This is a genomic window from Maledivibacter halophilus (genome assembly GCF_900167445.1).
GTDB lineage: Bacteria > Bacillota > Clostridia > Peptostreptococcales > Caminicellaceae > Maledivibacter > Maledivibacter halophilus.
The window spans coordinates 70641-87380 of record NZ_FUZT01000001.1 but is presented as its reverse complement, the minus strand read 5'-3'; the positions used below and the strand labels follow the sequence as shown (position 1 = coordinate 87380).

At 33.6% G+C, this 16740-nt stretch carries 14 protein-coding genes; all 14 read right to left on the bottom strand.

Annotated elements, in window-relative coordinates:
• Positions 1-134: 134 nt before the first annotated feature.
• The 14 genes from B5X81_RS00480 to B5X81_RS00415 all read right to left on the bottom strand — a co-directional run bounded on the left by B5X81_RS00480 (position 135) and on the right by B5X81_RS00415 (position 16660).
• Positions 135-311, bottom strand: coding sequence for a Spo0E family sporulation regulatory protein-aspartic acid phosphatase (locus B5X81_RS00480; RefSeq protein WP_170917212.1), 177 nt, complete (start codon positions 309-311; stop codon positions 135-137).
• Positions 312-535: 224 nt separating this feature from the next.
• Positions 536-1945 carry a sigma-54 interaction domain-containing protein gene (locus B5X81_RS00475; RefSeq protein WP_079488529.1) on the bottom strand — a complete coding sequence of 470 codons (1410 nt, stop codon included), beginning with the start codon at positions 1943-1945 and terminating at the stop codon, positions 536-538.
• A gap of 142 nt (positions 1946-2087) precedes the next feature.
• The gene (locus B5X81_RS00470; RefSeq protein WP_079488527.1) at positions 2088-3128 is read right to left on the bottom strand and encodes an electron transfer flavoprotein subunit alpha/FixB family protein; all 1041 of its coding nucleotides are present in this window, start codon (positions 3126-3128) and stop codon (positions 2088-2090) included.
• Between the two features lie 15 nt (positions 3129-3143).
• Positions 3144-3938, bottom strand: a complete 795-nt coding sequence (locus B5X81_RS00465; protein WP_079488526.1) for an electron transfer flavoprotein subunit beta/FixA family protein — start codon at positions 3936-3938, stop codon at positions 3144-3146.
• Between the two features lie 11 nt (positions 3939-3949).
• The gene (gene acrC, locus B5X81_RS00460; protein WP_079488524.1) at positions 3950-5086 is read right to left on the bottom strand and encodes an acryloyl-CoA reductase; all 1137 of its coding nucleotides are present in this window, start codon (positions 5084-5086) and stop codon (positions 3950-3952) included.
• 31 nt (positions 5087-5117) lie between these two features.
• Complete coding sequence (locus B5X81_RS00455) at positions 5118-6677, bottom strand: acyl CoA:acetate/3-ketoacid CoA transferase (protein WP_079488523.1); 1560 nt, start codon at positions 6675-6677, stop codon at positions 5118-5120.
• Between the two features lie 51 nt (positions 6678-6728).
• Positions 6729-8048, bottom strand: coding sequence for a GntP family permease (locus B5X81_RS00450; RefSeq protein ID WP_079488521.1), 1320 nt, complete (start codon positions 8046-8048; stop codon positions 6729-6731).
• Between the two features lie 88 nt (positions 8049-8136).
• On the bottom strand, positions 8137-8940 hold the full coding sequence (locus B5X81_RS00445; protein ID WP_079488520.1) for an enoyl-CoA hydratase-related protein: 804 nt from the start codon (positions 8938-8940) through the stop codon (positions 8137-8139).
• A 747-nt stretch (positions 8941-9687) separates the two neighbouring features.
• Positions 9688-10602: a DMT family transporter gene (locus B5X81_RS00440; RefSeq protein WP_170917211.1), complete on the bottom strand. Its 915-nt coding sequence runs from the start codon at positions 10600-10602 to the stop codon at positions 9688-9690.
• Between the two features lie 212 nt (positions 10603-10814).
• Positions 10815-11450, bottom strand: a complete 636-nt coding sequence (locus tag B5X81_RS00435; RefSeq protein WP_079488517.1) for a cobalamin B12-binding domain-containing protein — start codon at positions 11448-11450, stop codon at positions 10815-10817.
• 60 nt (positions 11451-11510) lie between these two features.
• On the bottom strand, positions 11511-13025 hold the full coding sequence (locus B5X81_RS00430) for a trimethylamine methyltransferase family protein (protein ID WP_079488515.1): 1515 nt from the start codon (positions 13023-13025) through the stop codon (positions 11511-11513).
• Between the two features lie 92 nt (positions 13026-13117).
• Positions 13118-14143, bottom strand: a complete 1026-nt coding sequence (locus B5X81_RS00425; RefSeq protein ID WP_139380217.1) for an ornithine cyclodeaminase family protein — start codon at positions 14141-14143, stop codon at positions 13118-13120.
• 86 nt (positions 14144-14229) lie between these two features.
• Complete coding sequence (locus B5X81_RS00420) at positions 14230-15015, bottom strand: aspartate/glutamate racemase family protein (RefSeq protein ID WP_244281968.1); 786 nt, start codon at positions 15013-15015, stop codon at positions 14230-14232.
• A gap of 61 nt (positions 15016-15076) precedes the next feature.
• Positions 15077-16660 (bottom strand): BCCT family transporter, encoded by a 1584-nt coding sequence (locus B5X81_RS00415; protein ID WP_079488514.1) that lies wholly within the window; start codon positions 16658-16660, stop codon positions 15077-15079.
• Positions 16661-16740 lie beyond the last annotated feature (80 nt).

Genomic DNA, 16740 nt, shown 5'->3' with positions numbered 1-16740 from the left:
AAGTAGTAAAACAATAGAATCTTGACATTGCTTACCTTGACTATTAATAGAGGTAACTAAAAACCTATATTAGAATAGTTATCATTTTAACGATTTAATACTTCTCTAAAATATCAACTCGACCTCATTTCCAATTAATCATTTTTATCACCTATTCTCTTTATCAGCTCCTGCTTAACAATAATAATATATTTATCTAATTCTTTACTCATATCTACTACTTCTCTTGTATGTCCTTTTGTTTTATATGCTTCATTTAATTTATAACGAAAATAATTTATTTTTCTATTAATTTCCTCAATTATTAACAAAATATTTTCTTATAGGATAAACTATTTGATTTTACATTTTTAACTATAATTATAGTGTCTTTAAGACACATAGTTAATATTTTATTTATTTAAAAATAATAAAAAAGACACGTAACTAGATTTTCAATCTTAATTACGTATCTTTAGCTAAAAACTTCATTTTGTACACTTACATCCTAATAATATATGTGGATGCTAAAATAAACAACTTTTAAGTGTTAAATTTAAATTGTTTTCTTTATCTTAATCCCGAACTTTTTCATCTTCTTATATAAAAGACTTCTATGTATACCAAGTCTATTAGCTGTTAATTGACAATTCCAATTACATTTTTTTAATACCTCTTTTATTATAGAGCATTCATAGCTATTCACCATATTCTTTAACATTTTTTCATCAGAACCAGAAAAAATGTTTACATTATGACTAGAAGCCATTTTAGTAGGTAAATCTGTCAGTTGTATTACAAATTCATCACAGGATGCATATGAGCTCCTAATAACATTATCTAGCTCTCTTATATTCCCAGGCCATGAATAACCTTGAAAACATTTTTTCACCTCTTTACTTAAAGTAGTAGAGGTCTTGTATTCATCATTGATTTTATTTAAAAAACAATTTGCAAATACTAGTATATCTTCTCTTCGATCTCTCAAAGGAATCATCTCAATATTAATTACATTGAGTCTATAGTATAAATCTTCTCTAAATTGTCCTTCAATAACCATTTTAGCTAAATTTTGTCTTGTGGCAGCTATTACTCTTATATCTACAGAAACCGGTGTCGTTCCTCCTATTTTATCAACTTCCTTTTCCTGTAATACTCTCAAAAGCTTAACCTGCATATCTTTAGGCATATCTCCAATCTCATCTAAAAAAACAGTTCCTCCATCAGCATGAATGAGTTTTCCTATTTTCCCACCTTTTTTTGCTCCTGTAAAAGAACCTTCTTCATATCCAAATAGTTCTGACTCTAAAAGTTCAGAGGGAATTGCTCCGCAGTTAATACTAACCATAGGTTTGTCTTTTCTATCACTGCCATTATGTATAGCTCTTGCAAACACTTCCTTACCCGTTCCAGTCTCTCCAGTTAACAAAACTGGAAAAGAATTTTTTGCTGCCCTCATAGCGATTTTTTTAATGCATAAAAAATTTTTACTACTCCCTATCATTCCATCAAAGGTATAATACTTTGTACTTATTTTATTATACTCTTCTTTATAAAATTCAAGCTCTGAGTATTCCTTCATCAACTTCTTTGCGCAATCAAGGGTCTGTAGTCTAAATTTTACTTGAGCTACACTGGCAATCACTTCATGTTCTTCATTGTAAACACAGGATCTGCTTACCAAAAGAAATTTATTGTCGGCTTCCTTAGTCTCACCTTCTACAAACTTGTGTATAGCTCCTTCTTCCCTACAAGCATTTTGCATAATATCAATCATCTTTGAATTTGATATAGTTTCTTTTATATTTCTACCCACAACCTTTTCTTTCCTTGTACCTAAAAAATCACAATACTGGTCGTTAATGTCTGTAACTATACCTTCTTTGTCGACAACAATAAAACCATCGTCGGTCATTCTAAGTATTTCATCGAATATATATTTATATCTATCTAAATTATCCTTCATAGTATCGTTACACACCTGCCTGTTTGTGAGTTTAAAAAATGAACTACTATATATAGTATACTTTTAAACTAAGATATTTACAATAAAATATAACTTGCAAAAGCTTATTTAATCATTCGATTCATATTACTCATACTATATCTTATATCTCAAATTCCTTATTCCTTTCAACTTCTTCAATCATAGCAGGAATAACTTTTTTTAAATCTCCTACAATACCAAAATCGCAGACCTTAAAAATAGGAGCTGTAGGATCAGTATTAATTGCCACAATATATTTTGAATCACTCATACCAGCTAAGTGTTGAATAGCACCGGATATACCACAGGCAAAATAAATTTCAGGCCTTACTGTTGTCCCTGTTTGTCCTACCTGATGCATACTATCAATCCAACCTGAATCGACACAGGCCCTAGAAGCACCAACCTCTCCACCTAGTTTTTCTGCAAAGGCTTTAATTAATTCAAAGCCCTCAGGTCCCTTTACACCACGTCCACCGGATACAATAATTTTTGCTTCTGTAAGATCCACCGTTTTTTTACTGCTCTTTAATATTTTAACAACCTTAGCTTTGATGTCAACTTCTGTAATATCAGCTTCTACTACTTCTACATACCCCGATGGATTATCTACATGGGCTGCTTTTTTCATAACCCCTGGTCTTACAGTGGCCATTTGGGGTCTGTTTTTAGGACATATAATGGTTGCCATAAGGTTACCGCCAAAGGCGGGTCTTGTCTGAAGAAGCTTACCATCTTCTTTATCGATATCAAGCTTTGTACAATCGGCAGTTAAACCAGTTCCAACCTTTGCTGCAATTCTAGGCCCTATATCCCTCCCAATTGATGTAGCTCCAACTAAAACAATTTCCGGCTTTCTCTCAAGAATAAGTCTAGAAATAGAACTTGCATATCCATCTGTTGAAAAGTTTTTTAACAATGGACTAGATATATATATAATCTTATCCACTCCATAATAAAGGAGTTTATTAATTTCTTCATCTATTTCATAGCCTGCAACAACGACTACTACTTTGTTATCTATTCCCTTTGCTAGTTTCTTTCCTTCACCAATCAATTCAATAGTTACAGGATGAATTTTCCCTTCTCTTTGTTCTCCTATTATCCAAATATCACTATATTCCTTTAAATTAATATTTTGATTTACTTTTGCTCTCTTCATATTCACACCTACCCCCTATATAAGCTTAAGATCGGAAAGCTTACCTATTAAAATAGCCGCTTTTTCTTTTTCATTTATTCCTTCAATAGTTTCTGATGTTTTTGATTTTGTTGGCACAAAGGATTTATATACGTTAGTAGGAGAACCCTTTAGACCGATTTGTGTATGGTCAACTTCTAAATCCTTACTACTCCACACCTTGACTTCATTTGTATTTGTATCATATGCCTTAAAAATACCTCTAACACTTGGATATCTTGGAACATTTAGTTCTTTAATAGCAGTTAAAAGTACAGGTAATCTGGATTCTATTATATAGTCTCCCGTTTCCGTATATCTTGTTACTGTTACCTTATCTTTCTCAACCTTTATTTCCTTTGCATATGTAATTTGTGGAATTCTTAAAAATTCAGCAATTTCTGGTCCAACCTGTGCTGTATCACCATCGATAGCTTGCCTGCCGCAAAGTATAATATCATAGTTTCCAACCCTTTCAATGGCAGAAGAAATAATAGTGGCAGTAGCCCATGTATCAGAACCGCCAAAGGCCCTATCACTTACAAGAATAGCTTCATCTGCTCCCATTGCAAGGGCTTCCTTTAAGGCTTCCTTTGCCTGGGGAGGTCCCATACTTATTACAGTAACCTTTCCACCCTTTTCATCTTTGATTTTAAGGGCTGCCTCAAGGGCATTTTTATCATCGGGATTAATAATACTAGGTACACCTTCCCTTATAAGTGTTCCTGTCTCTTGGTTAATCCTGACTTCATTTGTATCTGGAACTTGTTTTACACATACAATGATATTCATTATTTTCCCTCCTAACGTAATACAGCTCTTGAAATTACTAGTTTATGTATTTCAGAAGTACCTTCATATATTTCGGTAATCTTTGCATCACGATACATTCTTTCTAAGGGGTAATCCTTCATATAACCATAACCTCCATGAATCTGCAATGCCAGATTTGTAACATGTCTTGCTGTCTCTGATGCATTTAATTTAGCCATAGCAGCTTCCTTAGTATGCTTTTGTCCAGTTGCTTTTAGATGGGCAGCATAATATACTAGCCATTTGGCAGCTTCAATTTTAGTTGCCATATCGGATATATACCAAGTAAGTCCTTGAAGTGCTGTAAGAGGTTTTCCAAATTGAACCCTTTCCTTCATATACTTAACACTTTTTTCCAAGGCAGCCTCTGATATTCCAAGGGCCTGAGCCCCTACTCCAATCCTTGCACCATCAAGGGCAGTCATGGCTATCATAAAACCTTTACCCTCTTTACCTATAAGATTTTCCTTTGGAACACGGCAATTATCAAATATGAGCTCTACTGTTTCTGAACCATTAATACCCATCTTGTCCTCAATTTTACCTATTGTAAAGCCTGGAGTTCCTTTTTCAACAAGGATACAAGATAATCCTTTAAGCCCCTTTGAAGGATCTGTTAATGCAAATATAAGTAAATACTGTGCCTGACCGCCGTTTGATATAAAACACTTAGTTCCATTGAGAACATATTCATCTCCATCCAATATAGCTGTTGTTTTTGCAGCACCTGCATCGGATCCTGCATTGGGCTCTGTCAATGCAAAGGCTGCAAGAGAGCCTCCACTTGTTACTTGTGTTAGATATTTTTCTTTTTGTTCCTTTGTACCAAATTTATTAATAACTTGAGCAAAAATCGAATGTATTGACAAAATTGCTGCCGTTGCTGCACACTGTTTAGCAATTTCACTAACAACTATAACCTTATCTATATCATTTCCAGCGCTCCCCCCATATTCTACTGGAGTACCTATGCCTGTAAAGCCTATTTCAACCATTTTTTCAAAGGTTTCCCTCGGAAATCTACCTGTTTTGTCAATTTCTGCTGAAATTGGCTCAACTTCCTTTTCAGCAAATTCTCTTGCAACTTTTTGCAGCATCAATTGTCCATCTGTAAAATTAAAATCCATATTAATCCTCCTCGCCATCTATTTGTAAATTTTAAAATTTTAGCCCCATTTTTTCATCCTTAAATATTCTTTCATCCATTAATTTTAAATCTTCTGCTATTAGTGGTTTAAACTCCATATTTTGAAGTATGTCTTTCTCCAAATCGATTCCCGGGGCAATCTCTATTAACATAATCCCCTTGTCAGTTAGCTTGAAGACTGCCCTTTCTGTAATGTAATAAACCTGCTGCCCAATTTTATTTGCATATTCGGCTGAAAAGGTTACTTGCTCTAACTCTTTTTTGAATTTGACTGCTTTACCATCCTTTAAAATATTAAGCTTTCCATCTTTAATTTCCACTTTCATTTTTCCTGCTTTAAAGGTTCCTGTAAAATAGACTTTTTTAGCATTTTGAGAAATATTTATAAATCCTCCTGGTCCTACAACTCTTCCCGCAAATTTGGAAACATTAACATTTCCCATTGAATCAATTTCAGCAGCTCCTAGAAATGACATATCTATTCCTCCACCATCATAGATGTCAAATATGTCGGGTTGTTTATAAATAGCTTCAGGATTCACTGTGCCACCGATACCCAGTCCCCCTGTGGGCACGCCACCTAAAACACCTGATTCAATAGAAAGTGTTATTTTATCTGAAAACCCTTCCTCGCCAGCCACTGCTCCAACTGCTTCTGGTATACCAATTCCTAAATTAATCAAAGTATTGGGTTTTAATTCTAGAGCACCTCTTCTGCCACAAATTTTTCTTTGATCCAATTTCATAGGTTTAACAGCCTTTAGAGGAACCTTTGTTTCTCCAGCTAATTCCGGTTTATAATAATTACATATAAAGGATTGAAAACTATTTTCTTTGCTACCTTCTACAAGATAATCAACCATAAAGCCATGAATTTGAACATCCTTTGCCTTTAAAGTACCTTTTTCTACAATTTGATCAACTTGAACAATTACAGTACCTCCAGAATTATAAACCGCAGCAGCCATTTCTAATTGATCAGAAAAAACCGCTTCTTTGCATAAAGAAACATTTCCACTTTCATCGGCTATTGAACCTTTAATAAAGCAGACATCCATTGAAAATGATTTGTATAGAAGGTACTCTTTTCCTTCTATATTTACTAAGGATACAACCTCTTCTCCTGAATCCACAGCCATCTGATTTGCTTTACAACCTTCCAGTCTAGGATCGGCAAAGGTTTTTAAGCCAATATGGGTTAAAACTCCTGGTTTTCCTCCTGCAATGGCCCTTAATAGATGACTGATAACTCCTTGGGGAAGCATATAAGATGCCAATTTATTTTCTACAGTTAATTTATTTAACCTTGGCTCCAGCCCAATATGTCCACAAATAAGTTTTTTAACTAACCCCTCTTCCCCAAGACGATTTGCTCCCCTTTCACCTGCATCACCAACAGCTGCACAGTGGATAACCGTAAGATCCCTAGGAGATTTAGTTTCTATATATCTATTTTGCAGGGCCACAAGCAAATCCTCTGGAACTCCAAATCCCACAAACCCACCAATGCCTATGGTCATATTATCCTTTACCTTTTCTGCAGCTTCTTCACGTGTAATTACCTTACTCATATTAAAAACCTCCTTCAATTTTAAAAATACTATTTTTATATCAATCCTTAATTACCCAAGGGCTGAAAATATTGAAAATAGAATTACTGCCACTACAGTTCCAACTGCAGGAGTAAATACTGTGAGCCAAAATATTGGTGCATATGCATCTTTATGGGTTTCATTACATAAGCCATTTGTAACTGTAACTATATATCCATTATGGGGTAATGAATCTAAGGCTGCCGATGAAATGGACATTGTTCTATGTATTGCCCCTGCTGCAACCCCTTTAGCCAAATAAACAGGTCCCAATAATGGAGCTGCAATTCCTAAACCCCCCGATGCGGAACCAGTTATACCTGCTATAACTGTTGTGCCTACTGCAATTCCTACAAATTCTGGACCGGGAATATTGACCATTGCATCTACAACAATTGGAAAGGCTAGGGAGGCCTTTACCACTGCACCAAAGCCAACAACGGCGCAGGTATTGCTTATGGAAAATATAGATGTTTTACAGGCTTCTCCAACATTGTTTAAAATTTTTTCATTATCCTGATATTTATTTAAAATAATAAATACTAGGACAGAACCAGCAAACACACCTGTTTCTAATGGGAGTAAAGGTTTTCCTCCAACCTTAAAATTGATTAGTATTATTGTAATTATTAATGGTATTAAAGCCATAATTCCACTGGGAAGATTTATATCATCCTTAAAATTATCCACATGCTTTGCTATGAAATGTTCACCCCTAGACTTTGCCTTATATACCATGCCATATAAAATAAATGCTCCCATTAGAAGAATAAAACCACATGATATAAATCCAACTACTGTCCCCGCCATTAAATCTGTCCCTAATGCTTGGGCTGGAATGGCATTGTGAATTTGTGGAGCCCCTGGTGCAACCATGGCAAAGGTAGAACATCCAAAGGTAAGTGCAGCTGGAATAAATCTTCTAGGCAGATCAGCTTCTTTAAAAACCTCAATAGCTATAGGAAAAACTGCAAAGCTTGCAACGAAAACACTTACTCCACCATAGGCAATTATTCCACAGGCTAAGGGGATTGATATTAAAGCCATTTTTTCACCAAAAACTCCAACAATCATTTTTGCTATTGCTTTTGCCCCGTTTGTAATTTCATACATTTTCCCCATTAAAGTCCCAGTTAAAAAGATTAGAAAATTATTTTTAAAAAATCCAACAAAGCCCTCCATATAGTCTAACTTTAATGCACTATATAAGTTTATTCCACCTGTTAAAGCAACAATAGCTGAACAAGTTATAGCTATAATGAAAATATTTACACCTTTCATAACTAAAATTATTAATAGTGTAAGTGCAAATATAATACCAATTAAACTTACTAACTCTTGCCCTCCCATATACTTGCCTTCCTTTCATATTTGCATTTTTTGATATTTTATTAACATTTGATTGTGTAGGAATTCCAATAGAAAATATATTTCCAGTTTATTTATTAATAAACTTTGGATCCCTTTTTTCAAGAAATGCCTTCATCCCTTCATCCTTATCCTCAGAAGCAAATGTAAGGGCTGCTAAATCTTTTTCCAGCTCAAGGGCATTACTAAGGTCTAAATCAGCACCTTTATTGATGGATATCTTAGAATATTTAATAGCCATTGGAGCCTTTGAAATTATAGTTGTCATAATATTTTTAGCTTCATTTAAAAGCTCATCAGCAGGAACAACCTTATTAACAAGACCCATAGAAAATGCCTCATTAGCCTTTACCATTCTTCCAGTAAAAATGAGATCCTTAGCCCTTCCACTACCTATAAGCCTAGGTAATCTTTGGGTTCCTCCAAAGCAAGGAATAACACCTAAATTTGCCTCCGGTTGTCCAAAAACAGCTTTTTCAGAGGCAATCCTTAAATCACAGCTCAATGCCAGTTCACAGCCTCCCCCTAGAGCATAACCATTCACTGCTGCAATTACAGGCTTTCCTAAAGATTCAATTTTATTGAATATATTTTGGGCATATTCTGCATAATTTCTACCTTCTTCTGCTTTATATGGTTTCATTTGAACAATGTCTGCACCTGCAACAAAGCCCTTTCCTGAACCGGTTATAATAGCACCTAAAATTTCCTTATCTTCACTTATGCCATCAATAATAGTATTTAACTCATCTAAAGTTTCATTATTTAGTGCATTTAATGCCTTTGGTCTATTCATCGTGATAATTGCAACTGATCCTTCAACCTGTAATTTAATGTTTTTAAGGTTTAAATTTTTTAACACTACTTTCTTCATAAAATCATCCTCCTATATTTTTATCTCATAACTTGCAATTCCAATCCTTCTATTTCATTTGGATGCAGGAATTGAATAGTCTGTGAATGATAGATTTTATATTCAGTAGAAGTAAAAGCTCCCGCTGAAATAATTCTAAGTTCATACTTGTATATACTTGCAATAACCTTGCCAAAAAAATAACAAAATGAATTTTTATAGAAGAGAAAAGATAAATTATCTTCCTATTTTTGTGATTAATCTGTCTTAAAAGGTTATTTTAAGCTTAATCAATGTATTTTAGTTATATTAATTTATTGGAGCTTATATTTTATTAAGAAAATATAAAAACATTAATACTTCTTTAAAAATATATATTGAAATTATCATTTTTGAGACAAAAAAATTAATGCCATTGATAATTTAATTAAAATAATATACTTATATAGTAGTAATTTGAAAGTTCTAAGGAATATTTCGACAAAAAACATATAATATTATATATTTTGAAACATGTGATTCAAAAAGGAGACACATTGTAATACTATAGAAGCATTTATATAGCATATGAATCTACATTTTACCGAATTTTTAAAAATAACTGATATTTTAAGGTACTCTTTTTGAATAGATAATTGATAAAATATCTAAGTAATCGTTGTTTCTATAGATATTTTTCATAAAAAAATATGAAGCCCACCCCAAATATCGACTTTTTTGCCTAGCATTTGGGATCTACTTCATATTTTAGGGACATTTTAAAATAATTTAACTATTAATAATATTATTGGTATCATCAGCTCCTATTAAATTTTTCTTTTCTGCAAATGCCACAACTATAACAGAAATCATAATTAATATACTTCCTACCCCATGATGCCAAAACAACGGTTCCCTTAATACAATTACACCAATAATCAAGCTTGTTATTGGTTCAAAAGTACTTAATATAGTAGCCGTTGTAGGGCTAATTATTTTTAATCCAGCTTGAAATGCCACCATCCCCATCATATTACAGATTAATGCAACTAATACAGTACTTAATAAACCTTTATAATTAAATTCCAAATCAAAATTTCCTGTAATAATACTTCCAAATAGTAAGGTAATTGCATTAAAAAGAGATATATAAAAGGTTATGACAAAAGAGTTTAGATCTTTTATATTTCCATAGGCCACTTTAAATACATAGTAAGGATAAAGAAGCCCCGACACCAATGCTAAAATAATGCCTACAAAATTTATAGAATTTAATGAACCAAAACCAATTAAAAAATAGATTCCTGTTATTGAAATAATCAGGGCTATTATCTTTTTCCAATCAACTTTTTCCTTAAAAATTAATGTTGAACCTATCATAACTACAACAGGATAAATAAAATGCAACGTGGTTGCAAGACCTGTTGCTAAATAATTATAGGATATAAAAAGTAATAACATCATTAAAGCATAACCAAAAAAACTTGCTTTAAATAGTGTATAATACTGTTCTTTTTCAACCTTATATATTATATTTTTCAATTTTAAAAAAATAAAAATTTCAATAACGGCAAAAACTGATCTGAATAAAATAAAGGTATATGGATTAAAACCATTAGCATATGCTATTTTAGCAAACAAGGGAATACATCCAAAGCTTGCTGATGCTAAAATTATTAGTATAATACCTTTGAATCTGTTCAATTTTCTTCCCACCTCTTAACTTAATCAGTATTTTATAAAAGATAATATACTCTTTAATTGTCTTACTCCTTATTACTCTTAATTTTTTATTTAAATTATAGTCAACATGATAAACTAAACAAAAATAAGAATACAGACATACCAAATTCATAACTCTATCCCATTGATATGTCTGTATAAATTAGTTTTGCTAATTTTTCAATACTTGTCTTCTATACTGCCATTAATTGATTAGCAAGGTCTACTGCTGCAGAGGCATCCGATGAATAGTTTGCTCCTATTTGTTTTGCATATTTATCGGATACTGGGGCACCACCAATCATAATTTTCACTTTTTCATATAAACCTTCTTCTTTCAATGTTTCAATAGTTTCTTTCATCGCCACCATTGTAGTGGTAAGCATAGCTGACATTCCTATAATATCAGGATTATACTGTTTCACTGCTTCAACAATTTTTTCAGGACTAACATCTACACCAAGATCTATAATTTCATATCCTGCACCTTCCATCATTAATGCCACGAGTTTTTTACCAATATCATGAAGGTCTCCCTTTACAGTAGCAAATACAGCCTTGCCTACTTTTTTTACATCTCCTTCTTGTAAATATGGTTTTAAGACTTCCATGCCAGCATTCATCGCCTTAGCTGATATTAACACTTCAGGTACAAATACTTCCCCCTCTTTAAATAATACACCTACTTCATTCATTCCAGCTATTAAACCTTCATTTAAAATATCTTTCCCTTCACAGCCATCATCCAATGCTTTTTGCACTGAATCTCTCGCTTCCTCTATCATTCCATCGATTATACTATCTGCTATTTGCTCAAATAATACGCTCACATCTCTTCCCCCTTCTTATGAATCCTTTAATATTTTCATACCTACTGTATCGTTTTTTTATTATTTTTTGTATTTTATTTCTGCTTTTGCCACCAATTCATCCAATTTTGCCACTATATCATCGGGTAATTTCTGCGGATTATGAGTTTCTAATATTTTTCTTGCTCTCATATTTACCTTTTGTTTATAAGTTAATTTTCCATCTTTCAGCCATTTTTCATAATTCTCTCTACTCATGCACACCGGCTGCCAAAATTCCCTTCTGAAATTCTTCATGGTATGTTCCTCTGCTAGGAAATGTCCTCCAGGACCAACTTTTTCAATTACATCTAATGCCAAGGACTCATCATCTACTCTTACACCTCTCATAATACTACGTACCATCCCAATAATTTCATCCCCCATAACTACACCCTCTAAGGAACCACATAATCCTGAATTCAAGAAACCTACGTCATGGATTATATTGGCCCCACTTAATGCTGCACCAAATATAGTTATAGCTTCCTCAATACTAACCTGTTCATCTACTATTTTTGCATCACTGCAGCCGGCAGTACTCCATGTGGGTATTCCCAGATATCTTATTAATTCAACAGCAGCAGCATGCATAAGTGTAAATTCAGGTGAAGAACCATAACAGCATGCTGTAGTTTTCATATCCATATTTGTTATAACACCACCGCACACACATGGAGCTCCTGGACTTTTTACTTGCGCAATTACTAAGCCAGTCAAGGTATCTACTGTATTAATAATAAGGGTGCCTGCTCTTGTTGCAGGGCCTGTGGCACCTGCTTGAACTGCTGGCGTATATAGTTGAGGCAATCGTTTTTCTGCCATGTACAATAATTTGTCAACAGCCTCTTTTGTATGTACCATAGGTGTTGTGGGCTCTGAATAAAAGATAATATTCGGGTTCTTTTGTAACTCTTCAGCTCCTCCTGCCACAGCTTCAAACATTTTAATAATGGTCTTAAGATTTTCTAAGTCAAAGGACCAAGCACAAATGGGTTTTTCCGTATTTTGAAGCATAGCATGGATCTCATGTACATCAGCTAGCTGTGGTGTACAGTCCGTTATATTTGCTAAAGACATACAGTAGTCCATATTTGGTAATGCATCTACAACTTTTGCTGTATTAAAAACATCATTTTTTGTAACAGGCCGTCTTTCTCCTGTATATACATCTATAAAGTTTAGATTTGTTGGTCCAGGGCCAAAATATGAATTGTTACCCTCCATAAACATTGTTCTCTTCTTGTTTCTATCGGATAAAACAATACGGGATGGTGCTGTAGAAATAGCTTGTTTTACGACATATGAAGGTATTTTTACCCTTATTCCATCATTCTCAACCCAACAACCTGCCTTTCTAAGTAATTCTACTGCCTCTTTATGATGTATATCTACACCTACATGTTCTAATACTTCTAAAACACCATTAAATATACGTTCACATTGAGTCTTTGAAAGTACGCTAAATTGAACAGAATCATTATTTACTTGATTGCTCCTTATACTATGATCTAGCTTATCACTATATTGATTCACTCTTTTTCTTCTCCTTGCCATAAATAACACCCCTTTAAGTTTGATAATTTAAAAATATATAATCTAAAAATCTATTCTACTCATAATAGATCTAATAAATGGTCTATAGTTAGCTATAATGGTAATCTTATTCCTTTGCCTTCTATTAAGGCTTTATCGAATATTTCTTTGGCTACAATAATGTCTTCTACTGCCATTCCAATATTATTGACAACAATAAATTCATCCTTATTTTCTCTTGCTTTCTTCAGCCCAGCTGCTACTTCACCAGTTTCAGCATAAATCTTTGGAAGTCCATGGGGATAATATCCATGACCTAAAAGCAGTTCATGTTGCTCAATGCTATCTAGGATATATTTATCGGCTCTTTTCATGGTCTGATCTTCATATAATGAATGTGCATCAGATAATAACAGTGTTTGACCTTTTGAAATCCATTCATCCTTTATTTTCGGTTCAGGTTGTTCTGTAATAATTGTAGCTGATGCTATAACTTCAGCACTTTTTACAATTTCTTCAAAGGATTTTGTTTTTACAATTTTAGCTTTTACTTTGGGTTGTACCTCTTTGATTAATTTATCCATAGCAGATTCGAAAATATCATAAATATATATGGTCTTTAGATTGGGCATTACCAGTTCTATTATTTCTACATGTGCTCTTCCTTGTACACCGCATCCTATCATACCAAATGTATCTGCATTTTTATTGGCAAGGTGTTTTGCAGATACTGCCGCTGCAGCAGGTGTTCTCTTTTCTGTAATCCAAACACAATCCATTACTCCTAGGGGCATACCTGTTAACCTATCATTGTAAACTAACAGTCCTACAGTCTGTGGTATTCCAAACTTATTTTGATTTTCTGGAAAACAAGAAATCCACTTCATGCCACTTGCAGATTGTTCTGGAAGGTCTGCTGGCATAGCATGGAAAAAAGTATTTTTATAAGGATGTATACCTATTTTTGCTGGCATTTCTGATATTTTCTTGCTGTAGGATATCATGGACTTCTCAGTTAAATCAATGATTTTCTGATTTGTAACTCCCATATTTCTTGCATCTTCCCTGGTTAAATAAATGATCTCCTTACCAATTTCCAATCTTTCTTTAATCCACGATCTATAGTTCATATCACTCATTCTAAATCCCCCTTTAGATTTAAATATCTCCTCATGTCAATTAAATTGAAATATTAATCCACTAATATCTCACATAACTTTAATTTTTATACATGACCATAATAATCTCTATGGTTTACAGCTGAATAAGCATAATCCAGCAAGGTTCCCCAACTAAATACCGGTAAATCAACTTCCCTTTGTATGGCTCTTCCAAAGGGCTGCATTCCAGTACATTCTAACATTATTGCTCCTATATTGGGATTTTTCTCAACAAGCTCTTTACATAAACTCACCATATCTTCCTCTGCTTTATCATAGTAAGCCTGGGGTACTGCTGGTCTCTTTTTATAATCCCATAAATTATCAAATTGTGTGCATCCATATTCAGCAGCTCCTTGAATTACGAAGTTGCTATTCAAATCTATGCCAACATTTTTCAAATGTACATCTGTCAAGTATTTCTGAAAAGCGCACACAATACCTACTGATTTATTGGGCCCTATTAGCTTCTGAATAAATGGAACCTGAAGTAAACTTGACATGAATACGGGTATATCCACATATCCAGCCACATCTTTTTGGAAGTATGCAAAATATCCACACTCAGCTGCTATAGCTTTACAACCCATACTTTCAAGTTTCTTAGCTGCATCAAGTATGGGTTGTAGACAAGGTGATTTGTCTTTCCCAAAAACTAATTTGTTGATATCTACATTTTTTATAATTTCATATTGTATAGGATATTGAAATCCACTGGCATTTCTCAAATCCCCAGGAAATCCTGGATAAACTTCATCTAGTATCATAATTCCTAAGCCCATACCATAGCAGCTATGATTCTTTCTTGCTCTAATTAAATTAATCCCTAAATCCCTTCCCATATAATACATTATTTATATCCCTCCTTATTTAATTTGTTGTATTATAATAGGTGAAAACTTTACATTTCCTTTACATACCAGCAGTATCACGTTTCACTATAAATTCTGAAGTTAAATCAGAGCTTTTAAGATTTTTCATTGTTTTTATAAAACCAATACCCATTGCTAATTGCAGTATTAACATCGGTAATCCACAAACTATTACTGATGTCTGTAGAGCAGAAGCTCCGCCACTTATTAAAAGTACATAAGAAAGCAATCCCATTGAACAGCCCCAGAATATTTTCATAGGAGCAGGTGCTTCTACATCCTCTTTTGATTTTCCGAATCCAATTGTAGTCATAGCTGCAATGGTAGAAGTCATCCCATTTGCTAAGGTTATAAATGAAATAGCAACAGCAAGCATACCTATTATCATGGTGAAAGAAGCTAAGGGAAATTGCTCAAGTAATGCAAATAAGGATACTTCAAGACCTTTCTCAGAAATTATTTTCTCAATTCCTGCATTTTTAAAATGCTCTAAATATATGCTTGAGCTTCCAAATACCCCAAACCAAATTAATCCGAAGGCAGAAGGAGCAATTAGATTTACAAGAACCATTTCTCTAATCGTGCGTCCATATGCACATCTCACCAGGAACAAACCTACAATTGGAGCAAAAGCCAGCCACCAGGCCCAATAGAATATACTATAATCACTTGGCCAAGTACTTTTGCCCATAGGATCTAAGTTAAAGGACATAAAGGTCAGATTAGACAGATAGTCACCAATAGAAGTCACAATACTATCAAGAATATGAACCGTAGGACCAAAGAATATTATAAAAAGAATTAAAAAAAAGTATAAATAAGCATTGATTTCACCTAAAAATTTGATACCTCTTTGCAGACCAGTATAACTTGACATTGTATAAACAAAAGTTAAAATTAAAATAATTGCAAGCCAAGTAAATTTTGTAGGCTCTATTCCCCATAAAAAATTAAGCCCTCCACCAATTTGCATGGTTCCAAAACCAAGGGAAGTAGCTATGCCGCCTACAATAGCAAATATGGCTAATCCATCTATATAGTTACCAAAATTAGTAAATATTTTTTCACCAACTAAAGGATATAAACTAGTACTCACTCTGAAAGGCTTTTTACAATTATAGAAAAAATAAGCACAGGGAATGGCAGCACTCACGTATATTCCATAAGTATGTAATGTCCAATGGAACATAGAAAGACGTATAGCATGACGTCCTGATTCAAGGGATCTTGGCTCAAAACCTAAAAAAGAAGGAGGATTAGTATAATGGGCCATGGGTTCAGCTACTCCATAAAATACAATACCCACTGCAATTCCAGCACATAGTGAAATTGCAAACCAACTGAAATTACTTAATTCTGGCTTTGCATCAGGACCTCCTAATCTAATATTGCCATACCTGCTTAACCCTGCCCAAAGGCAAAATGCTAAAAGAACTGTGGCTCCAAAAGCATAAAACCAACTAAAATATTTCAATGTCCAATTTAATGCAATAGCTGCTCCTTTTTCAAATGCTTTTGAATTTAATAGTCCAAATAAAACTGCAGCAACAACCACTAATGCTGGAGGAATAAAAACAGATTTGTTAATCATTTTAAAAAAGCTTGTTTTTTCTGCTTTTTTCATAAAATACCTCCCAGATATTTAATTTGGAACTCGTGTCAATAACCTATTTACAACATTGTAAATCACTCTCCTTGCTTTAT

What these genes read in the sequence shown, in the direction of transcription:
- B5X81_RS00475 (WP_079488529.1), bottom strand. Translation starts at nt 1,945, where the DNA reads ATGAAGGATAATTTAGATAGATATAAATATATATTCGATGAAATACTT.
- B5X81_RS00470 (WP_079488527.1), bottom strand. Translation starts at nt 3,128, where the DNA reads ATGAAGAGAGCAAAAGTAAATCAAAATATTAATTTAAAGGAATATAGT.
- B5X81_RS00465 (WP_079488526.1), bottom strand. Translation starts at nt 3,938, where the DNA reads ATGAATATCATTGTATGTGTAAAACAAGTTCCAGATACAAATGAAGTC.
- acrC (WP_079488524.1), bottom strand. Translation starts at nt 5,086, where the DNA reads ATGGATTTTAATTTTACAGATGGACAATTGATGCTGCAAAAAGTTGCA.
- B5X81_RS00455 (WP_079488523.1), bottom strand. Translation starts at nt 6,677, where the DNA reads ATGAGTAAGGTAATTACACGTGAAGAAGCTGCAGAAAAGGTAAAGGAT.
- B5X81_RS00450 (WP_079488521.1), bottom strand. Translation starts at nt 8,048, where the DNA reads ATGGGAGGGCAAGAGTTAGTAAGTTTAATTGGTATTATATTTGCACTT.
- B5X81_RS00445 (WP_079488520.1), bottom strand. Translation starts at nt 8,940, where the DNA reads ATGAAGAAAGTAGTGTTAAAAAATTTAAACCTTAAAAACATTAAATTA.
- B5X81_RS00430 (WP_079488515.1), bottom strand. Translation starts at nt 13,025, where the DNA reads ATGGCAAGGAGAAGAAAAAGAGTGAATCAATATAGTGATAAGCTAGAT.
- B5X81_RS00425 (WP_139380217.1), bottom strand. Translation starts at nt 14,143, where the DNA reads ATGAGTGATATGAACTATAGATCGTGGATTAAAGAAAGATTGGAAATT.
- B5X81_RS00420 (WP_244281968.1), bottom strand. Translation starts at nt 15,015, where the DNA reads ATGTATTATATGGGAAGGGATTTAGGGATTAATTTAATTAGAGCAAGA.
- B5X81_RS00415 (WP_079488514.1), bottom strand. Translation starts at nt 16,660, where the DNA reads ATGAAAAAAGCAGAAAAAACAAGCTTTTTTAAAATGATTAACAAATCT.